The organism is Pseudomonas sp. S3_B08 (assembly GCF_054667725.1).
The window spans coordinates 1,318,471-1,344,651 of record NZ_CP162750.1 but is presented as its reverse complement, the minus strand read 5'-3'; the positions used below and the strand labels follow the sequence as shown (position 1 = coordinate 1,344,651).

18 protein-coding genes and 1 pseudogene are annotated in these 26,181 nt (G+C 54.3%); 6 read left to right on the top strand and 13 right to left on the bottom strand.

Annotated elements, in window-relative coordinates:
• Window positions 1-245 precede the first annotated feature (245 nt).
• Complete coding sequence (locus AB4N73_RS06195) at window positions 246-677, top strand: DoxX family protein (RefSeq protein ID WP_082228565.1); 432 nt, start codon at window positions 246-248, stop codon at window positions 675-677.
• Window positions 678-737: 60 nt separating this feature from the next.
• Entirely contained in the window at window positions 738-1,673 is a 936-nt protein-coding gene (locus AB4N73_RS06190; RefSeq protein WP_460143080.1) for an NADP-dependent oxidoreductase, read from the top strand.
• Here AB4N73_RS06190 and AB4N73_RS06185 read toward each other — a convergent pair.
• From AB4N73_RS06185 to AB4N73_RS06170, 4 genes are all read right to left on the bottom strand, one after another.
• A complete protein-coding gene (locus tag AB4N73_RS06185) occupies window positions 1,651-4,710 on the bottom strand; it encodes an efflux RND transporter permease subunit (RefSeq protein ID WP_460143079.1) in 3,060 nt (1,019 codons plus the stop codon). The genes AB4N73_RS06190 and AB4N73_RS06185 overlap by 23 nt on opposite strands.
• Complete coding sequence (locus AB4N73_RS06180) at window positions 4,707-5,816, bottom strand: efflux RND transporter periplasmic adaptor subunit (protein WP_460143078.1); 1,110 nt, start codon at window positions 5,814-5,816, stop codon at window positions 4,707-4,709. Before AB4N73_RS06180 ends, AB4N73_RS06185 begins: the two co-directional genes overlap by 4 nt.
• Before the next feature lie 324 nt (window positions 5,817-6,140).
• The gene (locus tag AB4N73_RS06175; RefSeq protein ID WP_016774383.1) at window positions 6,141-6,767 is read right to left on the bottom strand and encodes a TetR/AcrR family transcriptional regulator; all 627 of its coding nucleotides are present in this window, start codon (window positions 6,765-6,767) and stop codon (window positions 6,141-6,143) included.
• A 134-nt stretch (window positions 6,768-6,901) separates the two neighbouring features.
• Window positions 6,902-8,224 carry an APC family permease gene (locus tag AB4N73_RS06170; RefSeq protein WP_460143077.1) on the bottom strand — a complete coding sequence of 441 codons (1,323 nt, stop codon included), beginning with the start codon at window positions 8,222-8,224 and terminating at the stop codon, window positions 6,902-6,904.
• A 546-nt stretch (window positions 8,225-8,770) separates the two neighbouring features.
• Here AB4N73_RS06170 and AB4N73_RS06165 point away from each other — a divergent pair.
• Window positions 8,771-9,133 (top strand): DUF6124 family protein, encoded by a 363-nt coding sequence (locus tag AB4N73_RS06165; RefSeq protein ID WP_460143076.1) that lies wholly within the window; start codon window positions 8,771-8,773, stop codon window positions 9,131-9,133.
• A gap of 170 nt (window positions 9,134-9,303) precedes the next feature.
• Here the strand turns inward: AB4N73_RS06165 and AB4N73_RS06160 are convergent, their stop codons facing one another.
• The 3 genes from AB4N73_RS06160 to AB4N73_RS06150 form a co-directional block, all read right to left on the bottom strand.
• Window positions 9,304-10,440: a nickel/cobalt efflux protein RcnA gene (locus AB4N73_RS06160; protein ID WP_460143075.1), complete on the bottom strand. Its 1,137-nt coding sequence runs from the start codon at window positions 10,438-10,440 to the stop codon at window positions 9,304-9,306.
• A 7-nt stretch (window positions 10,441-10,447) separates the two neighbouring features.
• Window positions 10,448-10,747 carry a metal-sensing transcriptional repressor gene (locus AB4N73_RS06155; RefSeq protein ID WP_016774379.1) on the bottom strand — a complete coding sequence of 100 codons (300 nt, stop codon included), beginning with the start codon at window positions 10,745-10,747 and terminating at the stop codon, window positions 10,448-10,450.
• Between the two features lie 375 nt (window positions 10,748-11,122).
• Window positions 11,123-12,016: an AraC family transcriptional regulator gene (locus AB4N73_RS06150; RefSeq protein WP_460143074.1), complete on the bottom strand. Its 894-nt coding sequence runs from the start codon at window positions 12,014-12,016 to the stop codon at window positions 11,123-11,125.
• 272 nt (window positions 12,017-12,288) lie between these two features.
• Here AB4N73_RS06150 and AB4N73_RS06145 point away from each other — a divergent pair, with 272 nt between their 5' ends.
• Entirely contained in the window at window positions 12,289-12,801 is a 513-nt protein-coding gene (locus AB4N73_RS06145) for a nuclear transport factor 2 family protein (protein ID WP_460143073.1), read from the top strand.
• An 892-nt stretch (window positions 12,802-13,693) separates the two neighbouring features.
• Here AB4N73_RS06145 and AB4N73_RS06140 read toward each other — a convergent pair.
• Window positions 13,694-15,325, bottom strand: coding sequence for a hypothetical protein (locus tag AB4N73_RS06140; protein ID WP_460143072.1), 1,632 nt, complete (start codon window positions 15,323-15,325; stop codon window positions 13,694-13,696).
• A 168-nt stretch (window positions 15,326-15,493) separates the two neighbouring features.
• On the bottom strand, window positions 15,494-15,793 hold the full coding sequence (locus tag AB4N73_RS06135; RefSeq protein ID WP_460143071.1) for a hypothetical protein: 300 nt from the start codon (window positions 15,791-15,793) through the stop codon (window positions 15,494-15,496).
• Between the two features lie 1,100 nt (window positions 15,794-16,893).
• On the opposite strand from AB4N73_RS06135, the pseudogene AB4N73_RS06130 reads away from it, so the two are divergent.
• A pseudogene (locus tag AB4N73_RS06130) lies at window positions 16,894-18,323 on the top strand (IS1182 family transposase).
• 167 nt (window positions 18,324-18,490) lie between these two features.
• Here the strand turns inward: AB4N73_RS06130 and AB4N73_RS06125 are convergent.
• The 4 genes from AB4N73_RS06125 to AB4N73_RS06110 form a co-directional block, all read right to left on the bottom strand.
• Complete coding sequence (locus tag AB4N73_RS06125) at window positions 18,491-19,132, bottom strand: hypothetical protein (protein ID WP_460143070.1); 642 nt, start codon at window positions 19,130-19,132, stop codon at window positions 18,491-18,493.
• Window positions 19,133-19,138: 6 nt separating this feature from the next.
• On the bottom strand, window positions 19,139-21,145 hold the full coding sequence (locus AB4N73_RS06120) for an ATP-binding domain-containing protein (RefSeq protein ID WP_460143069.1): 2,007 nt from the start codon (window positions 21,143-21,145) through the stop codon (window positions 19,139-19,141).
• A gap of 531 nt (window positions 21,146-21,676) precedes the next feature.
• On the bottom strand, window positions 21,677-23,782 hold the full coding sequence (locus tag AB4N73_RS06115; protein ID WP_460143068.1) for an AAA family ATPase: 2,106 nt from the start codon (window positions 23,780-23,782) through the stop codon (window positions 21,677-21,679).
• A 286-nt stretch (window positions 23,783-24,068) separates the two neighbouring features.
• Window positions 24,069-24,986, bottom strand: coding sequence for a LysR family transcriptional regulator (locus AB4N73_RS06110; RefSeq protein WP_460143067.1), 918 nt, complete (start codon window positions 24,984-24,986; stop codon window positions 24,069-24,071).
• A 145-nt stretch (window positions 24,987-25,131) separates the two neighbouring features.
• On the opposite strand from AB4N73_RS06110, the gene AB4N73_RS06105 reads away from it, so the two are divergent.
• Window positions 25,132-26,178, top strand: coding sequence for an SDR family oxidoreductase (locus tag AB4N73_RS06105; protein WP_460143066.1), 1,047 nt, complete (start codon window positions 25,132-25,134; stop codon window positions 26,176-26,178).
• Window positions 26,179-26,181 lie beyond the last annotated feature (3 nt).

The following is a 26,181-nucleotide window of genomic DNA, read 5'->3' as shown; positions in this document are numbered from 1 at the left end:
CGAGACCAACGTACCGAATCCGCCCCGCCACTGTTATCCGATTAATCCGCGACATTTGCCTGATCCTGCTCCCCAACACACGTCGCTGACCACAGTGGAAGGTCAACTTCGATTTCTGCTGCATTTCTAGTTTTTCGAACCTGATCATCGAAACTTGTCGGCTATTGCGCAAAGCCTCGCGATGACATCATCTGCTCCACAACGGCGCTTCATGGTGAAGCGCTGAAATCAGCGGAATCCACGTCATGTCCCACGCAGCCACAATTTCCAGCGTCACTGCCTCAACGTCTTCCAACCTCAACAGCACCGTTTCCTTGATCGGGCGGATTCTTCTGAGCGCGATCTTCATTCTTTCGGGCCTGTCGAAAATCGCGGCACCGGCCATGATGATTGGCTACATCGGCTCTGTCGGGTTGCCTTTTCCCGAACTGGCGTTGGGCGTGGCGATTGCTGTCGAGGTTCTCGGCGGCGTAGCGTTGATCGCCGGTTATCGCACACGTACCACCGCAGCGCTGTTGGCGATTTTCAGCGTACTGACCGCACTGATTTTCCATAACGCCCTGGCGGACCAGAATCAGTTCATTCACTTCTTCAAGAATATCGCCATGGCCGGTGGGCTCTTGCAGATCGTTTCTTTCGGCGCAGGGCGTTTCAGCCTCGACGCACGTCGCCACTAATCGAATCGCCGGCACGTCCATTCCTTCCGACGAGCCTTGACCATCACAACGGAGAGAATCATGAAAGCGATCCAAGTCGCGCAGTACGGCCAGGCAGAAGCGCTGGAGCTCAAAGAACTTGCGGATCTGAAACCCAATGACGATCAGGTGTTAATCAATGTTGCCGGTAGTGGGATCAATCCAATCGATTGGAAAATCCTCTCCGGTGCCATGCAGCAATTCATTCCTCTGCCACTGCCCTACACGCCTGGCGTGGAAGTCTCAGGCACAGTCGCCGCGGTGGGCAGGAATGTCAGAGACTTTGTCGTTGGCGACAAGGTGTTCGGGTTTATCGGGATTACCGGCGGATATGCGACCCAGGCCCTCTCAACGCCAGATCGTCTGGCCCACACGCCGACAACACTATCGTTGCAAGAAGCCGGCGGCGTGCCGGCGGCAGCGCTGACCGCTTGGCAAGCTCTGCATGAACACGCCGGAATTCAGGCAGGTCAAAAAGTCCTCATTCACGGCGGCTCAGGTGGCGTGGGCAGCTTCGCAATCCAGCTCGCCCGCCTTGCCGGTGCTTATGTGATCGCGACCAGCTCTGCGAAGAACCACGACTATCTGCGTTCACTTGGCGCCGATGAGGTGATTGACTACACCACGGCTAAATTCGAAGACAGCGTTGCTGACCTCGATGCGGTCATTGATCTGGTCGGCGGCGAAACTCAGAACAGCTCATGGAGTGTGATCAAGCGCGGGGGCGTTCTGGTTTCCCCCGTAAGCGCACCCTCTGCACAGAAGGCAAGCGAGCACGGTGTGAGTGGCAAAAATTTCGCCACCCGCTCCGATGGCAGCCAATTGGTCGAGATTGCCGCGCTGTTCACATCCGGCAAGCTCAGCCTTGAGGCTCAAGTGGTACCGCTGACAGAAGTTGTCGACGCGGTTAAACAAAGCTGGGCCGGACACACCCGGGGAAAAATCGTGCTCGATGTCAGCGCTCAGGCCGAATCCTGAACCAGATCGCATACATCGCCGGCAGAAACACCAGCGTGATGATGGTGCCAACAAACGTGCCACCGATCAGCGTGTACGCGAGCGTGCCCCAGAACACCGAGTGGGTCAGCGGAATGAACGCGAGAATCGCCGCCAGCGCGGTCAACAACACCGGCCGCGCCCGTTGCACTGTCGCTTCGACCACGGCATAGAACGGCGCCAGCCCTTCCTGCTCGTTGTGATGGATCTGCCCGATCAGAATCAGCGTGTTGCGCATCAGAATCCCCGACAGCGCAATCAACCCGACCAGCGCATTGATGCCGAACGGCTGGTTGAAGATCAGCAGCGTCGGCACCACACCGATCAAGCCTAACGGCGAGGTAAGGAAGACCATGATCATCGCTGAGATCGAGCGTACCTGGACGATGATGATGAGCAGCGTCATGGCGATCATGATCGGCAGCAACGGCAGAATCGCTTTGCCGGCCTTGCCGGATTCTTCGATGGCGCCCGCCTGTTCAATCCGGTAGCCGGAAGGCAGGTTTTCGATGATCGGCTGCAACTGCTGGATGATCGCGCCGGAAACGTCCGGTGGCTGCAAACCTTCGGAGATGTCGCCACGGACGGTGATGGTCGGCGTGCGATCGCGGCGGCGCAGGATCGGGTCTTCCATGCGCACTTCCACCTCGCCGATCTGCGACAACGGGATGCGCTGCCCCGCCGCACCGACCAAGGTGAAGCCTTCGATCTGCGCCGGGTCCAGGCGGATATTGCCCGCCGCACGACCAACGACCTGCACGGAACGGATGTCTTCGCGCACCGCCGTGATCGGCACGCCGCTGAGCAGAAATTGCAACTGCTGGGCCACCGCGCTGGACGTCAGCCCCACTGCCTGCAAGCGGTCCTGATCCAGGTTGAAATGCAGCGTCGGCGTCAGCGGCCCCCAGTCAGTGTTGACGGTTCTCATCATCGGGCTGTCCTGCATCACCGCCCTGACCTGCTCGGCGATGTCGCGCAGCTTTGCCGGATCCGGCCCCATCACCCGGTAGGCCACCGGGAATGGTGAATACGGACCGAAGACGATTTGCGTCGCACGCACACGGGCCTCCGGGGCAAGCCCTGCGGCGACCGCTTCGCGCAAACGCAACTTCAGAGTTTCACGGGCTTCCTGGCTCTCGGTCAGCACGACAATTTTGGCGAACGATGGATCCGGCAACTCCGGCGCCATCGCCAGGAAAAACCGTGGCGCACCCTGGCCGATATAGGCCGTGACGATTTTGGCCTCTTCCTGCTTTTGCAGCCAGGCTTCGACTTTGGCCGCAGCGGCGCTGGTCTGCTCGATGGACGTGCCGTAAGGCATCTGCACTTCGATCATCACTTCGGGGCGGTCCGAGGTTGGAAAGAACTGCTTCTTCACCAGCCCCATGCCTGGGATCGCAACAGCAAACAGCGCGACCACCGCACCGGCCACAAGCCATTTGCGCGTGATCACCCACGTCAGAATCCGCCGGAAGCGGTTGTAGCGCGGCGTGTCGTAGATCGCCGCGTGCCCGCCTTCGACTTTCTTGATGTCCGGCAACAGCTTTACGCCCAGGTACGGCGTGAAAGCCACGGCGACGACCCACGAAGCAATGAGCGCGATGCCGACAATCCAGAACATGTTGCTGGTGTATTCGCCCGCCGTTGATTGCGCGAATCCGTTGGGCAGAAAGCCAATCGCCGTGACCAGCGTGCCGGCCAGCATCGGCGCTGCCGTATGACTCCAGGCATAGGCCGAGGCCTTGATGCGGTCGTAGCCCTCCTCCATCTTCACCACCATCATTTCAATGGCGATGATCGCGTCATCGACCAGCAAGCCGAGCGCCAGAATCAGCGAACCCAAGGTGATCCGGTCAAAGTTCTTGCCGGTGGCCGCCATCACCACAAACACGATCGCCAAGGTCAAGGGCACCGCCGCTGCGACCACCACGCCGACACGCCAGCCCATGCTGAGAAAACACACGAGCATGACCACCAGCAGCGCGACAAAGAACTTGACCATGAACTCGCCGACGGCCGAGTCGATATTAACCGCCTGATCGGTGACTTTGGAGAGGGTCATGCCCAAGGGCATTTCCTCGTTGATCCCGGCCGTTTCGGCGTCCAGCGCCTTGCCCAGATCGAGACCGTTCCAGCCCTCGCGCATGATCACGCCGAGCAATAAGGCTTCTTCGCCGTTGTTGCGCACGAGGAAGGTCGCCGGGTCTTCGTAGCCGCGTTCGACCGTGGCCACGTCAGACAGTTTGAGTGTTCGTCCCTGCGCCACCACAGGCGTGTCACGGATTTTCTGTAACGTGTCGAACGCGCCATCGACGCGCAAAAATACCTCCGGCCCTTTGGTTTCGACCGATCCGGCGGGCGTCAATACGTTCTGATTGTTCAGCGCGGCGAAGATGTCCTGTGGCGCCAAGCCCAGCGTCGCCAGCCGATCATGGGAAAACGAGACGAATATCCGCTCGGCCTGCTCGCCGATGATGTTGACCTTCTTCACGCCAGGCACATGCAACAGCTGCTGGCGTAACCTCTCCGCATCACGCACCAGCAAGCGCTGTGGCTCGCCCCTGGCTTTCAAAGCGAACAGCGCGAAGGTCACGTCGGAAAACTCGTCGTTGACCATCGGCCCGATGACACCCGCCGGCAGCCTGATCGCTTCATCGTCGAGCTTCTTGCGTGCCTGGTAGAACTCTTCCTGCACCTGCGATGGCGGTGTGCTGTCGAGCAACGAGACCACGGTGAATGCCAGTCCCGGACGCGTGTAGGTTTCCGAGCGGTCGTACCACTTCAGTTCCTGCAAGCGTTTTTCGAGGGGTTCGGCGACCTGATCCTGCATCTCTTGCGCGGTCGCTCCTGGCCACGCGGTGATGACGGTCAGCTGCTTGACCGTGAACGGTGGGTCTTCCGCCCGGCCCAATTTGAAGAACGACAGAACGCCGGCAACGGCGATGAGAAAAATAAGAAACACCGTGATTGCGCGCTGGCGCACGGCGATGGCGGAAAGGTTGAACCGGCCCTCGCTCATGGACGACTCCCGGCAATCTGGCCATCGTCGCGGGCAAGCAAGCGTACTTCTTCGCCATCGCGCAGCAGATGCGCGCCCAGCGCGACAATCGGTTCACCGACGTTGAGCTGGCCAGCGACACGGGCCGAGTCATCGCTCAAGCCCAGCACCTCGACCGGGCGCCAGCTCACTGTCGCCGGTGTGCCGGCGATGACCCACACGCCGGGGCCTTTGCCTGGGTTGTAGATCGCGGCGACGGGCACCTTGAGCGCCTGATCTGGCGAAGAACCCTGGGCAATTTCGACGGTGACCGTCGAGCCGATTGGCGCATTGGCCAAACTGCCTTCGAGCACATAGCGCGCCTCGAAGGTACGAGTTGTGCTGTCGGCCGAATCGGACAGCAGACGCAGTTTTGCGCTCACGGCAGCTGACGTATCGCCATACAGTTTTGCCTGAGCGGTCGAGCCCGGTGCGGGCCGCAAGGTCTCGGGCAGATGGACGATGGCCTCCCGCTGACCGGCCCGCGCCAGCCGCACCACCGGTTGTCCCGGGCTGACGACTTGCCCCGGTTCGGCGAGGGTTTCCACCACCACGCCGTCAGCGTCCGCCACCAGCACCGCATAACCGGAAGCGTTGCGCGCAACGTCCGCTTGCGCGACAGCGGCATTGAGTTGCGCCCCGGCGGTGTCGGCTGCGGCTTTGAACTGATCGTAGGCCGATGCCGAAATAGCGCCGGCGGCGACGAGTTTGCGATTGCGCGCTTCGTCACCGGCAGTCTGTATGGCTCGGGCGCGAGCGGCGCTCACCGCTTCTTGCTGGGCTCGCGCCTGCAGGCCGAGGTCGATCGGGTCCAGGCGCATCAGCGGCTGGCCGCGCTTGACCGTCTGGCCGGTATCAACCAGACGCTCAAGCACCTTGCCCGAGACGCGAAAACCCAGGTCGCCCTGCACTCGCGCCGCCACGACACCGGTGAACGATCGGGAGCCGTCTTCTGCAGGCTGCACCGCCGCCGACCTGACAAAGGGCGCCAAGGTACGCGGATCCTGCGCGGTGGAAGAATCACCGCACGCCGTCAGGGCCAGGGGCAATAAACATACCGCGAGGGGGAAAGGTCGGAGCCGGCGCATGGAATTCCTTTACTGAAAATAGGATGATCATCATATTCTCATTCTTGTGACCGATGTCGTCAACAGTCACAAAGTCACCGGCCCGATTTTCAGCGCTGAATCAGAACCGATAGCTGACAGATTTACCGAGCCCGCTGGCGCTGTTCTTGTATTTCGCGCTGTACGAACCCCGGTACGCAGCACTGAAATAACCAAACTGCGGCGGCCATGTTGCCCTAGTGACCATACCAGCCAAGAGTCACAATCAGAACAGCGGAAATATCGTGGCGTCAGGAACAGGATGGGGTTAGGGCGACTGATCCGACTCCTCGGATCAGCACAGGGTCAAGGCATCAAGCTGCGCAAAATGAGGTTCGAAGTCAGCGTCGGCGCCACTTCGATGAAATCCAGATTGTGTTGCAGCATCAGTGGATTGACGAAGGGCCGCAGCGCCAAGTGGATCGATTCGACCGTCTCGTCCAGCGGCGTCCTGCGCTCGAACTCACCGGCCTCGCGCCCTTCACGGACAATGTCGGTGATGAAACGCTTGATCTGCGCATCGTAACGCTGCGCACTCGGCCAGTTCTCACCCGCTGCAAACGCAGCAATGTCGTAGAGTTTGCGATCGTTGAAGAACAGATTCACACCCGTGGCGATCACGGTTTTTACCAGCCGGCGGAAACGCTCGGTAGGGGTCAGGTCTTCTTCGTTTATCGCCTGCTCGACCGCCGCAACGATCTGCCCCAGACAGTTCGCGCAGATCGCTTCGCCAATCGCCTGTTTGGAATCGAAGAATTTGTAGATGTACGCCTTGGAGAAACCGATGGCCTTGGCCAGATCGGACACCGTGGTCTTGGCGTAGCCGTACTGGCTGAAATGCTCGTTGGCCGCCGCGACAATCTGATCACGAATGTCGTGATCAACGGGACCACGCGGGCCGGGGAAGGATGGGGAAACTGAGGACTGATTCATGTCGGCAGCTTACTCACCCGCCCGCCGACTGACAACGTGTTACACATCCTGACTATCACCACCCATCCATTGTGGGAGCGAGCCTGCTCGCGAATACGCCCGCCCAAACAACACCAATTCCCCAAGCTGCTGCACTACCCGGCCTTACTGATCGCGGAAAAATTGATACGAGAAAAGCCATGCAGCAACATCCCGACAATGATCAACGCCCCCGCCCGCAACCAGGTCTCCCAGCCCTGCTGACTGAGCAGAACCAGACACGACACGATCGCAAGCACCGGGACAAAGGTCGGCACGCGAAAGTGGTCTTCCTCTACCCTGTCCCGCCGAAGTACCAGCACGGCCACATTGGTACTCAGAAAAACGAACAGCAACAGCAAGACCACCGTCTCTGCCAGCGTTGCCAGCGTGCCTGTGAGTGTCAGGGCAATAGCGACCACGGTAGTTGCGACAATGGCAGCCCATGGAGTTTTTCGTTCAGGCAGCACCGCACCCAAAACACCCGGCAACAGCCCCAGATTCGCCATGCCATAGGTCAATCGACTGGCCATGATCATGGTTAACAGCGCACCGTTGGCCACAGCGATCAGCGCAATAAAAGAGAACAGCGCGGGCGGGATTGCGAGGGTCGACGCGCGGACAACTTCGAGCAAAGGCGCCGACGTGGCGACCAGTTTCTCGGTAGGCAACACCGAAGAAGCCGCCACACCCACCGCCATGTAAACCACGCCAGCCGTAATCAAAGCCGCGAACAAGGCGCGCGGGTAGACCTTGCGCACGTCCTTGATTTCCTCGGCCAGATTGGCCGAAGTTTCGAACCCGACGAAGGAATAGAACGCCAACAATGCCGCCCCCAGCACCGCCAGCATGGGACTGACCCCCGGTTTGAACGTGAGCGTCCGCCCCAGATCCGCATCGCCTGTGCGGAAATACCAGACCGCAGCCACGATCACCAGAATCAGCCCGGACAGCTCAATCACAGTCATCACCAGGTTTGCCCCAAGCGACTCCTTGATCCCCCGCGCGTTGAGCAGGCCGATAGCCAGAAGAAACACCAGGGCTGCAATCTGCGGCGATACGTCGACGAAGGCGTTCAAGTAATCACCGGCAAACGCCAGCGACAAACCCGCAGCGCTGGTGACCGCAGCCGCCAGCATGCAAAAACCGACCAGGAAGGAAATGAGCGGTGACTTGAAGGCTTTTTCCGCGAATACCGAAGCCGCGCCGGCGTGGGGATATTTGGTCACCAACTCCGCGTAGGAACCTGCCGTCAACATGGCGAAGAACAACGCGATCAGCAGCGGCACCCAAATCGCGCCGCCCACCTCCCCCGCGATCGTTCCGGCGAGTGCGTAAACACCCGCGCCGAGTACATCGCCGAGAATAAACAGAAACAGCATCGGGAAAGTGATAGCCCGGCGCAGAGAAGTTTTGTCAGTGGGAGCCGTCACGGTCATTCCTTGGTTCAGGTGTGGAGGAGCTGGAGGGTTGTCACCTCAAACAATGGAAATGGCGCCGAAAGCAAAGTTCAAAATCTGTGACGGCCCGATTGGCAAGACGCTGTAAACATTGCCCACTCGACACCTGTGGGAGCGAGCCTGCTCGCGAAGACTCCAACCCGATCAACACAAAACATCAGCCAAAACCAATTCCCTAAACACCCCGTTTAAAACCGATATCCAGACTATTCCAGCAAGCTACAACGCCTTGCGCCATTGCCTACGACTACGCCAGAATCCGCCGGCTTGTGCGCCTCGGGCCGCAGTTCTATCGTTGGCCGGTCACTGAAAAACAGTGATCGGGTTTGGTAGCCCGCTTTCCACATGGCGCATAACGTCATCCTATGCAGATGCTTTCGCATCGGTTTTATGGTGGCCATGCGCAGGGCGTTTTCGAGCGCGCCGGTTTTTCCATGTGGGCCGGTCTACCAACCTTCGTATGGCCACCACCCTTCGTTTGGTAGCGAGAGTGATGGCTCCCTTGGTCACATATGGAGCTTCACCATGTTCAAAGTCACGCCAAACCCGCCACAGTCAGACGCAACCTCCCCCTACGAATCCCTCGACTCAAAAAAACTCCACGAAGCTGCCGACCGCGCCCTCGACCACTACCTCAAACCCAGCGACACCATCAAAACCACGCCCTACCAGACCAGCAGCATGTTCCTCGCCAACCCGAAAACCGCGACCGAAGAATTGCTGGTCAACGCCAGCGAATCGCTAGGCTCCGCCTCGGTGATGTTGAGTGATGTGATCGGGATGGTTGAAGGATCTGCGCGCAAGACACTGCAAGGTATCGCGCAAGTGGTGATGCTCGGCGAGCTGGCGGTTAATCAGGCGTTGGATAGCGTCGTGCCGGTCGAGTAATTCTGCGGATGCAGGCGTTCGCTAATGCCTCGCCCCCATCGCGCGCTCCTCGATAGCCCAGCCTTGCGCTGGGCTTTTTGCTCGTCAGTGGCAGTGGTAGTCGTTGTCGTTGGTTTTATGGTTGCGATGGCAACCCTTTGCATCAGTGCCACCGCTGTGCGCAAACGGCCTTATGCGCTCAGGCCAATCCAGCCATGAAAGCCGACATACAGGCCAACGCCAATGATCAGCACGCTGGACAGGTAAGGAGCGCGGCGCGCTACGGTTCCCAGCCACGGCCAGCGATTGGAAGCCTGTCTGGCACCAATGGCCGCAGCGGCACCGACAGTGACCAAAGTCAGCGCCAGGCCGATACTGAAACACAGGACGAGCATGCCGCCGAGCGCGACCTCTTTGACTTGCAGGCACAGCAACAGGACAGTGATGGCAGCCGGACAGGGAATCAGGCCGCCAGTCAGCCCGAACATGACGATCTGACCCATGGTCACTTCGCGGTTGGTGAAGCGCTTACGGATGTCGTTGGCATGAGCACGTTCGTGCGCATCCTGATAGCCATCAATCGACAGCTCCAGGCCTTCGAGTTCGGAATGCGCATGCCCGTGATCATGCTCCTGGAACGTCAGGTCGTAATCATGCGAATGCCCGGCATGTCCAAGGCTCAAGCGAGCGTTGAACTCGTGCGGTTCCGGAATATCCACCGTCGACTGCAGAAAGCCTTCGCGCTCGACGAACGCGAACGATTGGCTGCTGCCGTCCGGACGCGTCGTGGTCAGGCGAACATCCGAGGCTGCCCAGGCGTGTCCGCTCAAGGTCTTCAGGCGCCAGTGCGGTGGCATGCCTTCCTCGAAGATCGACAGTTCAACACGGCCATGGCCGGTATCTATTCGGTGCGTTTCATCATGATGACCATGGTCGTGTTCGCCGTGATGGTGATCATCGCTTTGCTCGAACTTGAACATCTGCTCACCGCGCCAGGTACGCCACAGCATCCACAGGGCAATCATGATGATCAGTGCAGAGGAAGCAAGCTGGAAATACGGCTCAGTGGTTTGAGCATCCAGGCCTTTGCCCAAGTACATGCCGCCGATGGCGACCAGCCACACCACGGCGGTGTGCGAAAGCGTTGCGGCCAACCCCAACAAAACAGCCTGTTTGACCGAGCCACGGATGGCCACGATGAAGGCCGCCATCATGGTTTTCGAATGACCTGGCTCCAGGCCATGCAAGGCACCGAGCAGAATCGCGCTCGGGAAATACAGCCAGGCGTGAGCCCCGCCTTGCTGCAACAGTTCAGCGAAATCGGGCATGTCAGACCTAAAGGTACTTGGTGATTTGTTTGAAGGCTTCCAGCGGTGCGCGCTCGCCATTGCCTAGCGCTGAAACGGTATCTTCGAGGCAGTGGTCGATGTGATCCTGGATGAGCGTGCGTTTGGCCTGGCAGATCGCTTTCTCTACCGCATGAAGCTGCTGGGCGATATCCACACACTGACGCCCTTCTTCGATCATGGTGATGATGCCGCGCAAATGCCCGTCCGCCCGTTTGAGGCGTTTGATGATCGCCTCATGACTTTGGTGGGTGTGGGGATGGCTGTGGTCGTGTTCGTGTTCACTCATGAGTTGAGTCTCAGGGCTCGATGAATTACGCTGGCATCGTATCCCCCCAGGGGGGATTAGGCAAATCGCTTGAGCGCCCGGTCAACGAGTTGAAACCTTTAACGCCATGTACAGCAAAACACTGACAACGACGGTAGTAATCGCGCTTGCTCTCGCCATGTTCATGGCCTAGGCCGGGCATACCTATTCGTTGCCAGTCACCTCGGGGCAGCCAGCCTGGGAGATCGCTCAGGACGTCCATCGTTCTCACGGCGAAGAGTCGTCATCCAGCCACGACCGGCGATTACCTGAGCGTCAAACAGTAGTCCGGAACACATTGAAAACGAGGCCGCAAATGCGGCCTCGTTTTTTTCTGCGCGACGAAAAGCGCTGGATTCAAATTCCACAAATGTCCGTGCGCAACCGCCAGGCGTCTTTCGCTGGTGGCATGCCGAACAGACGGGCGTAGTCCCGACTGAACTGCGAGGGACTTTCATAACCGACTGCATATCCCGCCTCTGCGGCATCGACCGCTTCGGTGACCATCAGCCGGCGTGCTTCCTGTAGCCGCAACTGGTTGCGAAACTCCAGCGGGCTCATCGAGGTGATCGCCTTGAAATGCGTGTGAAACGAAGAACGGCTCATGCCGGCGATTTCGACGAGTTCATCTATTCGACACGCTTCGTTGTAGTGGCTGCGCAGCCAGGCAATGGCCTCGGCGATCTGGTTCAAGCGGCTGTCTGCTTGTGCCATCTGCCTGATGATGCTGTTGCCATTCTCGGTTAGAAGGCGATAAAGCATTTCGCGAATCACCAGCGGAGCGAGCGCTTCGATATCCCGTGGTCTGTCGAGCAGCCCCGCGAGTCGAACCGCTGCATCCAACAGTTCTGGAGTCGTATCGTTGAGCGTAATGCCTGCCGGCGGTGCACTGACGCTCTCTTCTCTTAGCGGATGGCGCAGCGCAAGTTCACTCAATACAGCGGTATCGAGATCCAGCGCCAGGCACAGATAGGGAACAGCCTCACTCGCCTCGATGACCGAGCCCATCACCGGAAGGTCTACCGATGCAATCAGGTACTTGGCCGGATCGTAAACATAGGCGGTAGTACCCAGCATCGCTTGTTTACGTCCTTGGGCGACCAGGCAGAGTGTTGGCTCGTACACCACCGGCATAGGCATCGTGGGCGAAGCCGAACGAATCAGGCTGACACCCGGAATCGCGGTGCTGTGAATGCCGTCATCCCGGACGTGACGACCAATGATATCGACAAGCTTTGAAAGGGAATTCAAACACAACTCCATAACGTGGGGATGCGGCGGTTAGACATCTGGTATCGGATGATCAAGCAAGAAATCAGGACGATCCTGCAACAGCCCTCCTCCGCTCGTAAGTCACACTTCAAATGAAGCCCAGAGGTACTGCCGTCCACACCCACGCCGATTCTTTGCCGATGCCCCATATAGAACAACGGCGTGTGGGAACGCAACTAGCGGCTTACAGATAACAACAACGGCCCATCCAACTCGACGGGGCTCATCGGACAGATTAAGGAGCACAGAAAATGACGTTTGTTCAACGCCTCTCTACAGCGCTAGCACTAGTCTTCACCACAATCATTGCAGGGCCGGCGCCCGCCGTGGCCAGCGAACCGACTACGGAACGCAATCGCCAATTCGTTGCGCAAGCGTTCAACCAATGGGCTCAGGGCGGCCGGACGTTCTTCACAGATGTGCTGTCTCCCGATGTGATCTGGACAATCAAGGGGACGAGCCCTTCAGCGGGTACTTACCGGGGCCGAGATGACTTCCTGAAACGCGCAGTCCAACCCTTCGCAAAACGGCTCGCCTCGCCCGTTCGCCCGACGGTGGCGGATATCTGGGCTGAAGGCGATGACGTCGTTGTGCACTGGAACGGCACCGCCACCGCAGCCGACGGCGCGCCTTATCGCAACAGCTACGTATGGATCATGCGCATGCGAAATCTGCAGGCAGTTGAAGTCGTTGCCTTTCTCGACCTGGTGCCTTATGACGACGTTATCAGGCGAATTCCGCTTGAAGCTGGCGATGTTGAATAGATAAGCCCGCCAGGATCGACTGGAGGATCTGCTCGCGAGACGCTGCGAGATATTACGTAGGTGGGCATGTCACCGAATGTCGGCTTTCGGCCAGAAGCGGACATTCCCATGCGACCGCATACGGCCAAAAGCGGTCAGTTCTGAATGCATTATCACTACCGAGCTAGGCACAGTCAGTTTGCCGCCCTTTCACGCGGCCAAGATCCGTTCTCATGAGTAATCTTGAGCTCTTCGCGAACATTATCGATGAGCTTGGTGATAGCCCAGTTCCCAGTCAGGCAGGAGATAGAAATGCCGGTGACCAGAAGCTCTACCTGCCAAGATACCGGATAGTAGATTTGGACGAACCCAGTTGCTCAATCCGACATTTGCAGGAGAGGGGATAAAAGCCGATTCGATGATGTGGCGCAGCTCAAGGATGGACAACATAGCGGTCCCTTCGGGCAGCACTCAGCCAAGACACTCTAGCTTTATGCAATAGGAAGAGCTGGAATTATGCTGATGCAGTCGCTCAAACCACTTGGCGGAGTAATGGTAATCTCAGCTTCGCTCTCGTCCAAGCAGCGTTTATACCGATTGGTATTGACGCCCTCCTTCGTAGCTCTTTACAGAGGATTCTCGATGCAATACTCAGACCCGCTCAATTTCCTGTTTTTTATATTAATGAAAACCACTCGCCCTTGAAGCAGCATTCTGGATGTCACCACTGGGTTGAGCGGCGCGGATCATCTAGCTGCTAGCGTTCCAAAATGAAAGAGATGGTTCGATCTTTTTTATGTGCTTCATACATTTCAAGGATTTCAACGATACTGAACCATAATTTCATCAGGCTGGCGAAAACTTTGATGAGAGTTAGAACCATGCATCTTATGTCGCTGGCCATCTGTAAAGTCTATTGCATGGCGTCCTTAATAGTTTTGGGACTTATTACCAGTAGCTTCTTGGAAGCATCACTTTTCACACGAAACCACGGTTTAATTTCTTCACCAATTACAATTTGTTTTAAATTATTCACTTGATTGATTGTTATCTGAAAATCCTTGGTTCCATCGGGAAGGACAAAATCCATGTCTTTACCCCAGAACAGAGGTCCTGAACTGACAACGGTAGGGAGATTTTCTTTAACAGTTTTAGACTCATTCCAACTTACATTCCCAGAAAACCAAGCTCGTGCATCGTACCAAAGCTTATCTCCGCTGAACGGCCGATTTGGTCCACAACTACCGCCATTCTGCAAATTAACTGCAACAACAAATCCGGTTGGGCCAGTTTCAAGTGGAGCAGTAACCGATCGTCCCTGATTGCCTGATGTTTCAACCAAATTCACGGAGTTAAAGTCAATACTCCAATTAGGGTCGCCCTGTTTATTCACCCGAACATTGTAGTTACGTTCGCCATCACAATGGCTATTTCCGACAGCGACCGGCTGCGATCTTGGCTCTCTAACCAGTCTTGGAGTCTCGACCACCGCCATTACGGAATAATCACCTAATTTTTGGGGTACAATGGTAATCAATGTCTTATATGTGCGGGTGGGTAAAGGATCGTTGGTTACCCAAGCCCATAGCCGACTATACCAAGGTTGAAAGTCAGTAACGACCAAATCTCCACTTCGGCGCTCAATAGACTGATTCGCAATAAAGGAGCGACCAGGGCAATTGAAAGTCAGCCGTGAATCTAGTTGCTCCCCGAGAACGCAAGAGGTATCACCAAAGATAAGAGAAGCAGGACCGTAGTTTAGATCACTACCTTTGATAGTTATAAGTTCATCTTGAAATTGTCCAGAATAGTTAGCATGATCACCGCGAAGCACTTGGCTAGCCGGTTGCGCAGGCTGATTGACAAAAGTCTTTGCCTCTGGGGCACTTGGAGGCTTAGAGCTAAAAGGAAGAGATGGGGTAGACTCTGAGAACACCACGGCAAAGCTCACTTGCTTCAGGATATCATCGATTTCTTTGATGTGGGCAGGATTCATAATATCCTTAATAAGTATATCAGAAGCTTTAACGCCGCCTGCACTCACATTGTTTTCGAGCGTTGCCGAATCAACACTACCGTAAAAAGTAGACACTAAGTAATGCGGCTCCACTTGCAGAACTCGCGCAGTTTTTCGTGAAAAGGGCAAGCCGCTGATTGTGTCACTCATCTGCACTTGAATGTTACCGAGTTCCTCCAGAGGTGCCGTGAGGGTCGATTGGGCTACTATTATGGAAGCCTCAGCCTGTTGAAAGAATGATTTTTGCGTACTATTCAAATCTGAAATTGTCTTTCCTTCCAGTTCCAGCGCTGCATTATTAAGTTCGCTGATTAAAATCGCTAAATCCTGTCGAATTCGGAAAGCATTCAAACCAACCTTATCGTCTAGTTCGTGAATAATACTATCTGCGACCCCCTTTATCTGGTCGATTAGTCCAGAAATAGATGAGCCAGCCAAGGCAGAAGATACCAGGTCAGCGTTAACAGTTTGAACTTGTAGTGCAAGCACTATACCGACTAAGGCCAGGCACGGGCGCGAAAACACCATAACAATATCCTCTCATCAGTTAATTTTATTTCCTCCCAGGCTCTGCATAACTTAATAGATCCCTCCATGGCGCTGACCCAATAGAACAGAGAGGTACCGTATAACAAGCGACACCAGATTACAGAATACTAAAGGACACAACCCTTTCTGAATCCGTACTCAACGATATCAAAATTCAGCCACCAAAATAGGAACAGGAATATTACTATCCTGCGTAATCGCGACTTCGCAATCGGGCCCGTCGTCATATATTCTGATATGGACCGACCCAGGTCCGACAACAGTGAAATCAGCCTTTTCAGTGATTGCAACTTTTTCTCCAAGCGGAGTACCGTTAATATATATTCCCATGCCCACTTGGACGCGTCTTCCCGGAGGTGTAAAGCAAGTATACGTCGCTCCAACATACAAATAGTCTTCAAACCAAGTCCATTCGCGATCTACTTTTTTCTTTATTAGCGCGGACATCGATACCTCCAGAAAAATTCGAATCCTTAATTCGCTTACTTTCTAAAGGCCACATTAGAAGCTACCTTTTGTTTCATGGTAGCATATTTAATTATTCTGCCTCTATCATTTAGCTATAAAAAATATCGCAAACAATGCTTGTATTAAAAAAGCAACACATCGTCGAAATAACCAAATTGAGACAAAGGTGAAACCAATCATAATTAGTTATGGAGCGAGAACAAATGGTGCCGCTAATCAACTGATAAATGCCTACAGGTCCTCTATTGAGTGCAATTATCGCCGATGAGTACGAGGAGAAAAGGAAAGCTCGACGGTGAGGTCGGCCTGATCACCAATGCAGCCATTGGAATGCTGTACGGCCAGTTACAGTGAAACGATGTGGAAATAACCGAACAGCACCTAACAGAAGTACTCCCAAGCTGCGTCATGTGCATCATCGAAAGTGGTAAGAAAACTACTGACCAAGCATGACTATCATGCATCGTCAACGACTAGTCATCATATGGCGTCCCTGACGTTGTCTCAGATACAGTCATCAAGGCCGTTAGTTGCCGTTCGAGAAAGACAGTTATGGGTCGATGTCAGTCAGTCCTGACAGGCAGGAATCGGCCCAGAGTGTGTCAAAATCGCTTGTTAGCGGCTTCCACTCTAGTGTTTTTCCTACTCAGCCCAGGTCAGAAATCAGTTGCTCAGATTCAGTATAAGATTCCGGAAATCAGCAGGTACGCCGACAACGTGGGCTAGATGCTAGAAATCTGGGGGTTGGATGATTGCAAGCAACGTTTCATATCTTTGTCCGGTTTGTGGATACCCCGGGCTTGAAGAGCCTCCATACGATGAGGTTGGCTGCTCTTCTTTTGGCATGTGCCCGTCCTGCGGTACGCAGTTTGGCTATGATGACGCAACATCTGCTCATGCTGATTTGCGGAAATTATGGATCTCTAAAGGAATGCTTTGGTGGAGCAAAGCTCAAGCGTCGCCGAGTGGTTGGGACCCGGTAAGGCAACTACAGGCGGTTGAAAAACGCATCAATATCTGAACAGAACATCGCTCTAGCCCTGCTATGATTTCTGAGGATTTCATCGCAGGGATCGCCCATGAAGCGCTTTATCCAAGGTGAACATCGAGGCTAAGAAACCTTCCTTCCCGCGAGCCTCGACGATTACGTCACGGATGCCAATCCGGTGCGCGTAGTCGACGTCTTTGTCGACGAACTCGACCTGGTCAAACTGGGTTTCGAAGGCGCCATACCGGCTGATACTGGCCGGCCGGCTTACCATCCCGCGATCCTGCTGAAAATCTACATCTACGGCTATCTGAAACGCATTCCATCGAGTCGGCGTCTTGAACGAGAAGCCCAACGCAACGTCGAGCTGATGTGGCTGACTGGACGTTTGATGCCCGATTTCAAGACCATCGCCAACTTCCGAAAAGACAACAGCAAGGCCATCCGAGGTGTCTGCCGCCAGTTCGTGGTGCTGTGCCAGCAGCTAGGACTGTTCGAAGAAAATCTGGTCGCCACCGACGGCAGTAAATTCAAGGCCGTCAATAACCGCGACCGCAATTTCACCAGCGCCAAGCTGAAACGGCGGATGGAAGAAATTGAATCAAGTATCAATCGGTACCTGACTGCGCTCGACGAAACCGATCGGCAAGAACCCTCGGTCGCTCAGCCCAAGGCTGCTCGTCTGCATGAGAAAATCGACAAACTCAAAGCTCAGATGAAAGAGTTGCAGGTCATTGAAACTCAGCTCAACGAATCACCGGATAAACAGGTCTCACTGACCGATCCAGACGCCCGTTCCATGATGACGCGCGGCACTGGAATCGTCGGTTACAACTTGCAGACAGCGGTCAATACCCAGCACCATTTGATCGTTGCGCATGAGGTGACCAACGTCGGTTCCAACCGCGATCTACTCAGCTCGATGGCCAAGCAGGCCCGCGAGGCGATGGCGTCAGATACGTTGTCGGTAGTGGCTGACCGAGGTTACTTCAAAAGCGAACAAATCCTGGCTTGTCACGATGCAGGCATCACCGCCTATGTGCCCAAGCCAATGACCTCTGGAGCCAAGGCTGACGGGCGTTTCAATAACGATGCCTTCATCTATGACGCGGCAAAAAACGAATACATTTGTCCCGCTGGAGAGGCGTTGATCTGGCGCTTTTCCAGCGTTGAAAAAGGCCTGACGCTGCACCGTTACTGGAGTTCAAATTGCCAGGGATGCGTGCTGAAATCGAAGTGCACACCGAGCAAGCAACGGCGAGTTCGGCGATGGGAGCATCAAGCCGTATTGGAGGAAATGCAGAACAGGCTGAGCAACGCGCCGGACATGATGCGAGTCCGCAAGCGTACGGTCGAGCATCCCTTCGGGACACTCAAACAATGGCTGGGCGCCACACATTTCCTGACACGAAAGCTGAACGGAGTAAGTGCGGAGATGAGCTTGAATGTCCTCGCCTACAACTTGAAACGAGTCATGAAAATTCTCGGTTCCGCAGTTTAATGAAGGCGCTGTCGGCCTGAAGAGGTCTGGATTTTGGCCACCCAGCAAGGTAGGAGCGGCGCGAGGGGCTCCCAGAGCCTCGTGATGATCCGCAGGACTTGTTGTTAGCAATTACTCAGCTAACAACCGTCAGCGCTGCGCGCCGACAGTGCATCAGCGCGGGCCAAGAGGAGCCGGTCGGACACGCCTACTTTCGTACTATTACACGATTGAGGTAGTGACAGTCAGTTTCCCGATTTAAGATGTCAATGATCTCGTCTATAGTTGGTTTTTTTTGCAAGCCAACTTTGAAACTAGCGCCATTAGTATAAAAAAGATCCGCATGATCGAGTGGATGCTTGTGGCCATCCGTTCTAACTGGATCATGGTCAAAGCGTAGATATCCGTCCTCTGCATCAAGCAAGCTAGCTAATACGGGCCAAAACTCAGCTGAGGCTCCTCCTTGATCTTCAAAATGCTCAGCCAGTGCCCACTCATTCACCAAGCCTTGGTTTTTTAGAAGCGAAGCAACCAATGTGATTTCAGAGGATAGCTCGCTGTCGACTTCAATGCCTGATGAAGTTCTAACGGTCAGTAAGTCGTCTACAGTCTCTATTCTGAAGGGAAAAGCAATCGAGAATGTTTTTGAGTCACTTAAATAGAAAAGCCTGCTCATTCTGGAATTGTGAACATGGATTTCCGCAGCAACAAACTCCTCTGCGGGTGGAGCGTAGTTGATAATAAGCTTCACCGCATCCATCCAGACTTTAAGAATGTCGAACCTGCTGCGAATGGCTTTTTTGAAAACCTCCGCCTGATATTGGTCAATCTTAAAAATGTTAACGGACATTTAGGGCTATTCCGAGGTGATCTTTTTAGCTAACTTGTGGATTTCAGCTTTCGATGCGTCTGCGTCCAGCAACGATTTTAGCGCGATCAAAAAGCGGCCATGACGAGTCTCTGGCACTCCAAGTTCAAAGAGAGCATCAAACACAAGATCATCAAAAGACTTGAGCCTACCATGCCATTTAACTGAGGCTCTGATTTGTTCTTGCTCTCGCAGTGGCGGAGGTGTAACCCTTAAGATTCCATCTTGCGCTATTTTTTGAAGTCCGGATTGGACTTTATCAAGAGTTTGATTCATAGCTCCGTTAGGAATCAAAAAGTATGTCTTTAGAAAGGACCTAGTTATCGCCATGTAGAGTGCGTTTCTGTGATTGAATGACTCCGAGAGATGGGATGTTACACAAATAACAAACGGAAATTCTAAACCCTTAACGTGATTGGTATTGCTTAAAAACAGTTCGCCATCTCTACTAGGGCTTCCCGACTCGTAAGCTTTATTAACAGGCCAGCCAATTTCTCTGGGTATCATCTGAGCCAAAACATCAGACATCTCATAGATTGACTTGCCTTTGTCAATCATAATGATTCCGACGTCATTTGCAGTGACATTCGAATAGTCTCTTTTTATAGCCTTGAGGCACTCGATTATTTGCAAGCAACTTTGCTGACGATACTCACCATTCAACCGGATAAGCTCAACACTACGGCTTTCCTGAGATATATCCTCAAACCTGCTGATAGGTTCCCGCTTTAGAATTAGCTCACCTGTGAATGGATCAGTAGATGTCTGGTATCCACATGCATCTAGATCGTCGTGGTCGAGCCAGTTTAGTTTTCTATCTTCAAAGTACCCCATCGCCAGAGCCTGAGCAAACATCAGCGTTGTCGGTGCTGTTCTATAGCACTTGCTTAAAGTAAATTCCGCCTTGGCGCCCGCATCTTTTCGCTCGTCAAAAATACTTTGAAAAATATCGCCAGCAATAAATAAGGAGTTTTTTGTAGCGATTTCACACAGCTCAAAAAAACTTTCTGGAAAATCTTGGCTTTCATCAATCAGCATGTAATCAAACACATGCACGCCATTTGAACCACCCTTAGCTTTCAAAGCCTCCAATGACAGAGAACATGCTCTGTCAAAGTCCATCAATCGAGACCACGGGTGGCAGGGGATATCGAATGCACTGCAAATAGCAGCATAGGCTCCAGAAAAAGGTTGCCCTGAGGAGCCCCAAGCGTGGACGCATAGTAATCTTTCATTCCATTCAATCTGTTGCTCAACCTTCATGAAGTTAAAAAACTTAGGAATTCTTGCACGAAGATTGGCTGCTAAAATTTTATTGTGACAGGTCATTGCAATTTTAGAAATGTCATCGGAGACGTATAGCTCCTTCAGCTTATGAAGCAATAGTTCTGTTTTGCCCGTGCCGGAAAGGCCTTGTATTCTAACTTCTTTTTGCTTCAGATCTTGATAGACAAAACGAGTCTGGTCCCCGTCAAAAAGCAAAATATTTCGCTTAATACGATCCAAATCATTTTCAGGAACATCTGTTCCGACTCGGTCAATATCATTGATACTCCCGGTGGCTAATGACACGAGCAACTCTGACAGTCGCTGCTCTTCCGGGTTATTCAGTGCAGATGCTTCCAGATACTCCGCAATAGTAAAGCTGTCCGCATCTGATTGTTGAAAAGTGAGCAATTCTTGCCAGCGCTTAGGTCTGCCTATTTTTTCCTTGTAGTTGAATTTCGTTGAGATATAACCTATATCCTCGACGAAATCGTCTGCATAATCAGCTAAGGTTTCTTCACTTTCATTATAGCTAACGAATGCAATCTTTCGCTTTGGTATTAAGATAGCAAAGCATCTATCTGAATCGTAGTTTCCTTTGACCTCTATAAGCGGCTTGTCAATAACATAACATTGAACATAGTTTTGGGCGCACCAATCAGCAAGCTGATGCAAAAAGCCTTCGACTTCCGGACTCGTTTCAATGCTGCTAAAAATATAACTGCTCATATCGCTCTCTGCTTAGAACCGGTTGAGGTGGCTGTCTACGCTCGCGGTCACGACTGCCCTAGCTATGTACTATCCGATGATGGCTCAACGGGTTAAGCACGGCAAGGTTTCAACAAGCAGCAATGCCGTTGAAGGCGGAATTATTGCCGCCGTGGACCCCAGTTTTTTGAGTCTTCTCTCCGCCTATTGCGCTAAGGCGACTTACGGGGCCAAATGCGGTGCTCAACACGGTAAGTCTGAACCGCTTAAGCGTCTTTTAAAGAAAATCGATCATGTAAAATTTGTGTGTGGGCCGCCGTAATCGAACGTCCGCTTTTGGCCGATTGCTGTCTCTCGTGAAGGGCAGCAGTCGACCCGAAGGAAACGGGGTCTTTATAGCTTTGGGTACGGTTTCAGCTTCAATGTAAGCAATGAGGGGGAGGCTACAGAATTCGGAAAAAATCGAACGGTAAGATCTCCGAATTCTGTGGGATTCCCGTCTGGTCAAAAAAGCCCCCAAGCGTCAGTTGGGATCAGATCCGCGGTACTGACTTACGCAACGGTGGGAGCGGGCGTAAGCAGCGCGACACACTCCTCGATGACATATTCCGGAATGCTCTCGAATTTATGCGGGTTGAGCTGCATCACGTACTCATTCTCGATGTGATAGGACTCGTTAATAAATTTCCGGATGACGCTGTCGTCGTGCTCATCATTGATCAGCCTGAACAGCTGGATTTTTTCATAACCCACAACGGTCGCGTAAAACTTGGCCTTGATGACCTCAACGTCCTTCACCTCAGCCACTAGGGCAATGTAATTAAATTCGGCGATATGGTTGTTGCGGATTAGTGACTCGGCATCTGCCTGTTCTGCAGCCGTCATGTCCCGAATAGAAGACCCTGACTGAATTGTCGGGGTATCCCGACCCTTGAAAAGGCTAGCAAGTAGGTTGTATTCCAGGCCTGCGTCGTCCAGCAGCTCGAAGTGTCGTCGCAGGTAGATTGTCTTCAGGACGATGTCGGTAAGTGCCTCGATATTAACTTTGCAGATTTTGGCGAAGGTCTGGATATCGTTCCTCTCAATCGGAACTTCCGTTACAACACCGGCGCGCGAAGATAAGAAGCAAGCAGACGGTTCGGCGGCTTTGAATATGGCGTTAGTACTTTTTATGACATCAATCGCGGGTTCGATGTCGTGGGTGAGCATCAGCGTGGTTATGCCGCGCAGACTGGCCTTACCCCGGAATAGCTCCTGGAGGATCGCAAATTTCTTGTTCTTGTCGAAAGATGAGATCGGATCATCCAATACGACCAAATCCGGTTTTTCACTGAGGACCTGATGCATGAATAGCACCAGCGCAAATGCGTTTTTTTCTCCGTAGCTCAGATGACGTGAGGCCGTCTCTATATAATTTACCTGGTCTTTGTGGATTAGCTTCATTTTGTAGGATTCTGGTTCGGCTACGATTTCAACGACGTATTTGTAGCCTGCAGACTTTAGGAAGCCATTGATGCTGTTCTGGTTGTCTTCGATGTTTTTTTTAATTTTCGCTTTGTGTCGATTGATTTTCCCTTTGAGGCTACCAACTTTCCCAATCAAGTCGTCCAGCTGAAGGTTGATAGGGTCGACAGTCTTGCGCGTCTCCTCAGAATCAAGCTTGTCGATCAAATTGAGGTCAATTTTCAAAGGTGTCAGTTGATCGCCAACTTCTTCGAAATCGCGTAGAGAGAAAAAAGATATAGTTCGCAACCCCTCCAGCTTGTTGATCAAAGCATCAATGTCCGCTTTGAGGCCCGTCAGGAAGCTTTGCTCCTCCGCCTGCAATTCAACCTTTGCCTTTGTTACATTTTCCAGATTCTCCCGGCACTTCTCGCTGAAATATTTTCCTAGCCTGTCAATGATTCCGCGAAGGAGGTTAATGTGCCCGACGGTGTTGGAGTCATACTCTTTTTCGACGGCTAAGGCTGTGTCCTTCTGTTCTGTGCTAGTCAGCGCTGTTGAACAGTAGGGGCAGCTATCTGCTAATCGTAGAAATTCATTACCTTTTACCTGCCATGCGATCCATTTGGCGGGTTCTTGACTTTTAATAAACGTCGAAAATGGTTGCAGGATATCAGGAATGTTTTCCAGCTTATTGCCAGTTCCGAATGCCTTGTGGATCTTGCTTGTCTTGGGAATGGCACCTGTCTTGGACTTTCCGAAGGCCTCTCGTAACTCCTTTAGATCGGTTACGACTTGCCCGATTTCAGCATTGTCGGAAAACGCTTTTCGGATACCCGAAAGCAGCGAATCGATATCAGCCATCTCCGCCAGATATTCCGGAGTTCTGATGAAAATCTCAAAACTATTTTTCACAATCTCATCTTTCTGGAAGACGAATTGCTGCACATAACTGTCGTCAAATACGAGGACTTTCCTGAGTTTGTCCACTCCCTGAACCTCCGGGGCTGGCATATCAGGCTTGCCGCGGTGCTTGAATGGGATCAACTCGTGGAGAGAGCCGTCAGCACGAATATGGCTGATAATAGCTTTCGTAATGGTGCTTTTTCCTAGGCCGTTTGGCCCATATTTGATGTTTAGCGCTCCCTCAGAAATAACTACATCTGCGCGGTCAATACTGTTGCAGTTGAGTACGGTAACCGTGTAGTTAGCCATGCGCCCCTCTTTATCTTGACCAGATTAGGCAAATAAAATTAGCAGCTATTCTTAAAGTCGCCCGTGAATGTCCGATCTATTTAATTTTGTAGCCCGGAATCCACAGTATCCGGAGGTTTTTGTGCGTTAAACCGCGAGCGTCCACTCTTGGCCGACAGCGGTCGCTTGCCGATGTCCGCTTCTGGCCGGTAGCGGTCGCTTGCCAACGTCCGCTTCTGGCCGATTGCTGCCAGTTGCCATGGGCGCTCTGCTGCCAGGCCATGTATTCGCCTCACGAAACAGAGCTTCAAACACCTGAACTCTCCGCAATCTCCCCTTCCCCCCGCAAAAAACCCACAAACGCCCTCAGCGGCGAAGGCATGTGGCGGCGGCCGTGGTAGTAAAGAAACGGGCCGTCGAAGGCCTGCCACCAGTCCTCGAGAATCGGCACCAGTCGACCATCGGAGAGTGGCTCGCGCAGGAAGTCCTCGAAGGTATAGACGATGCCCAGCCCGTTGATGGCCGAGCGAATTTTCAGATCGTGCGACGACGTCAGCAGTTGCCCCTGAGGCGGGATACGCACGATACGGCCGTCTCGATGGAACTCGAATACGCCGACTTTGCCACTCTCGAAGCGATGGCCAAGCAGGTCATGGCCCGGCAGTTCTTCGGGGTGAGTGGGTGTTCCACGTTCAGCCAGATAGCGCGGGGCGGCGGCTGCAACGAAGCGTTGGCGACGCGGGCCGATGGGCACGGCGATCATGTCCTTGGCCAGGCTCTCTTCATAGCGCACGCCGGCGTCATACCCGCCCGCATTGACGTCGACAAAGGTGTTATCCATGACGACTTCGACACTGACCCCTGGATAAAGGCGCAGAAAACGCGCCAGCAGGTCGGGCAACAGAAAGCGTGCCACCGGCACTGGCACATTGAGTTTGAGCGTGCCGACCGGGCGCTGAGCGTCGTCGTCGAGATCGTTGAAAGCGGCGTCGATTTCTTGCAAGGCCGGGCGCAGGCGCTCGAGCAATCGTTCGCCGGCCGCCGTCGGCGTGACGCTGCGCGTGGTTCGATTGAGCAGGCGCACGCCCAGGTCGCTTTCCAGCCGGCGCATGCAGTCGCTCAACGACGAGGCGGACAGCCCTCGCTTTTGCGCGGCAGCACGAAATCCCCCCGCCTCGACCACCGCAGCAAATATCGACACATCGGTAAGGTTTGGTTTACGCATGAATGCTTCCTCCGCAGGCGCCTGACTGTACGCCATACCGTACGGGCCATCCACAAATGACCGACTTATCCTCGCGCATTCGTACACCGATACTGCTCACTCGCCCCGCCAACCGGGAACCTGTACCGCGAATGAGATTTCCCCAATGAGCCATTCACCCGCTACGCCGAGCAATACTGCGACCCAACGCCTCCTCAAGGCCGCCCGAACGCTGTTCGCCATTTCCGCGATGGCCGGCACACTGGCTGCGCAGGCGACTCCCCGAACGGAGCCGAAGCCGGACTGGTCAACCCACGATATGCCCAGCCAGAAAGGCCGCATTGTGCTGGTGACCGGAGGGACCAGCGGCATGGGCTATGAAGACGCGCTGGCCCTGACGCGCGCCGGTGCCGAGGTGATCATCGCCGCACGCAACGCCGAGCGCGGCCGCGAAGCGATCGCAAACATCAAGCAAGCCGTGCCCGAGGCGCGCGTGCAATTCGAAACGCTGGACCTTGCCAACCTGCAATCGGTGCGCGACCTCGCCAACCGTCTGCAAGGGCGCCTGCCGAGGCTCGACGTGCTGATTAACAATGCTGCGATCATGTCGCCGCCTGTTCGAGGCGTTTCCGCCGATGGCTACGAGATGCAACTGGCGACCAATTACCTGGGGCATTTCGCCTTGACCGGCCTGCTGATGCCGCTGCTACGCAAAAGCGACGATGGTCGGGTGGTCAGCCTGTCGAGCATCGCCGCCGGGCGCGCAAGCCTGAACTTCGATGACCTGCAGGCTGAGCGCGATTACGACCCTTTCGCCAGCTACAGCCAATCGAAACTGGCGGTTCTAAAGTGGAGTATCGAGCTGCAGCAGCGCAGCGATGCCGCCGGTTGGGGGATACGCAGCATCGCCGCGCACCCCGGCGTTGCCGTGACCGAGCTGATCGCCCGTGGGCCTGGCCTGGACAGTGAATTCGGCAAACAATGGGCTGTAGAGCGGGACCTGTATCATTCCGCAGCGCAGGGCGCGCTACCCACGCTGTATGCAGCCACGGCGCTTGAGGCGGTTGGCGGCGCCTACTACGGCCCCACCGGTGATAACGAAAAGCGCGGCCCGCTGGGCTTCGCCAAGATGCCGCCGGCCGCTGCCGATCGCTCGAATTCGGCCACACTGTGGCAACTCTCCGAGCGGCTGACCGGCGTCACCTACCGCTGACCG

Coding starts and splice junctions, on each gene's coding strand:
- AB4N73_RS06185 (WP_460143079.1), bottom strand. CDS start 4,710: ATGAGCGAGGGCCGGTTCAACCTTTCCGCCATCGCCGTGCGCCAGCGC.
- AB4N73_RS06145 (WP_460143073.1), top strand. CDS start 12,289: ATGACGTTTGTTCAACGCCTCTCTACAGCGCTAGCACTAGTCTTCACC.
- AB4N73_RS06110 (WP_460143067.1), bottom strand. CDS start 24,986: ATGCGTAAACCAAACCTTACCGATGTGTCGATATTTGCTGCGGTGGTC.
- AB4N73_RS06160 (WP_460143075.1), bottom strand. CDS start 10,440: ATGCCCGATTTCGCTGAACTGTTGCAGCAAGGCGGGGCTCACGCCTGG.
- AB4N73_RS06125 (WP_460143070.1), bottom strand. CDS start 19,132: ATGTCCGTTAACATTTTTAAGATTGACCAATATCAGGCGGAGGTTTTC.
- AB4N73_RS06115 (WP_460143068.1), bottom strand. CDS start 23,782: ATGGCTAACTACACGGTTACCGTACTCAACTGCAACAGTATTGACCGC.
- AB4N73_RS06175 (WP_016774383.1), bottom strand. CDS start 6,767: ATGAATCAGTCCTCAGTTTCCCCATCCTTCCCCGGCCCGCGTGGTCCC.
- AB4N73_RS06190 (WP_460143080.1), top strand. CDS start 738: ATGAAAGCGATCCAAGTCGCGCAGTACGGCCAGGCAGAAGCGCTGGAG.
- AB4N73_RS06170 (WP_460143077.1), bottom strand. CDS start 8,224: ATGACCGTGACGGCTCCCACTGACAAAACTTCTCTGCGCCGGGCTATC.
- AB4N73_RS06165 (WP_460143076.1), top strand. CDS start 8,771: ATGTTCAAAGTCACGCCAAACCCGCCACAGTCAGACGCAACCTCCCCC.
- AB4N73_RS06135 (WP_460143071.1), bottom strand. CDS start 15,793: ATGTCCGCGCTAATAAAGAAAAAAGTAGATCGCGAATGGACTTGGTTT.
- AB4N73_RS06180 (WP_460143078.1), bottom strand. CDS start 5,816: ATGCGCCGGCTCCGACCTTTCCCCCTCGCGGTATGTTTATTGCCCCTG.
- AB4N73_RS06195 (WP_082228565.1), top strand. CDS start 246: ATGTCCCACGCAGCCACAATTTCCAGCGTCACTGCCTCAACGTCTTCC.
- AB4N73_RS06140 (WP_460143072.1), bottom strand. CDS start 15,325: ATGGTGTTTTCGCGCCCGTGCCTGGCCTTAGTCGGTATAGTGCTTGCA.
- AB4N73_RS06120 (WP_460143069.1), bottom strand. CDS start 21,145: ATGAGCAGTTATATTTTTAGCAGCATTGAAACGAGTCCGGAAGTCGAA.
- AB4N73_RS06105 (WP_460143066.1), top strand. CDS start 25,132: ATGAGCCATTCACCCGCTACGCCGAGCAATACTGCGACCCAACGCCTC.
- AB4N73_RS06155 (WP_016774379.1), bottom strand. CDS start 10,747: ATGAGTGAACACGAACACGACCACAGCCATCCCCACACCCACCAAAGT.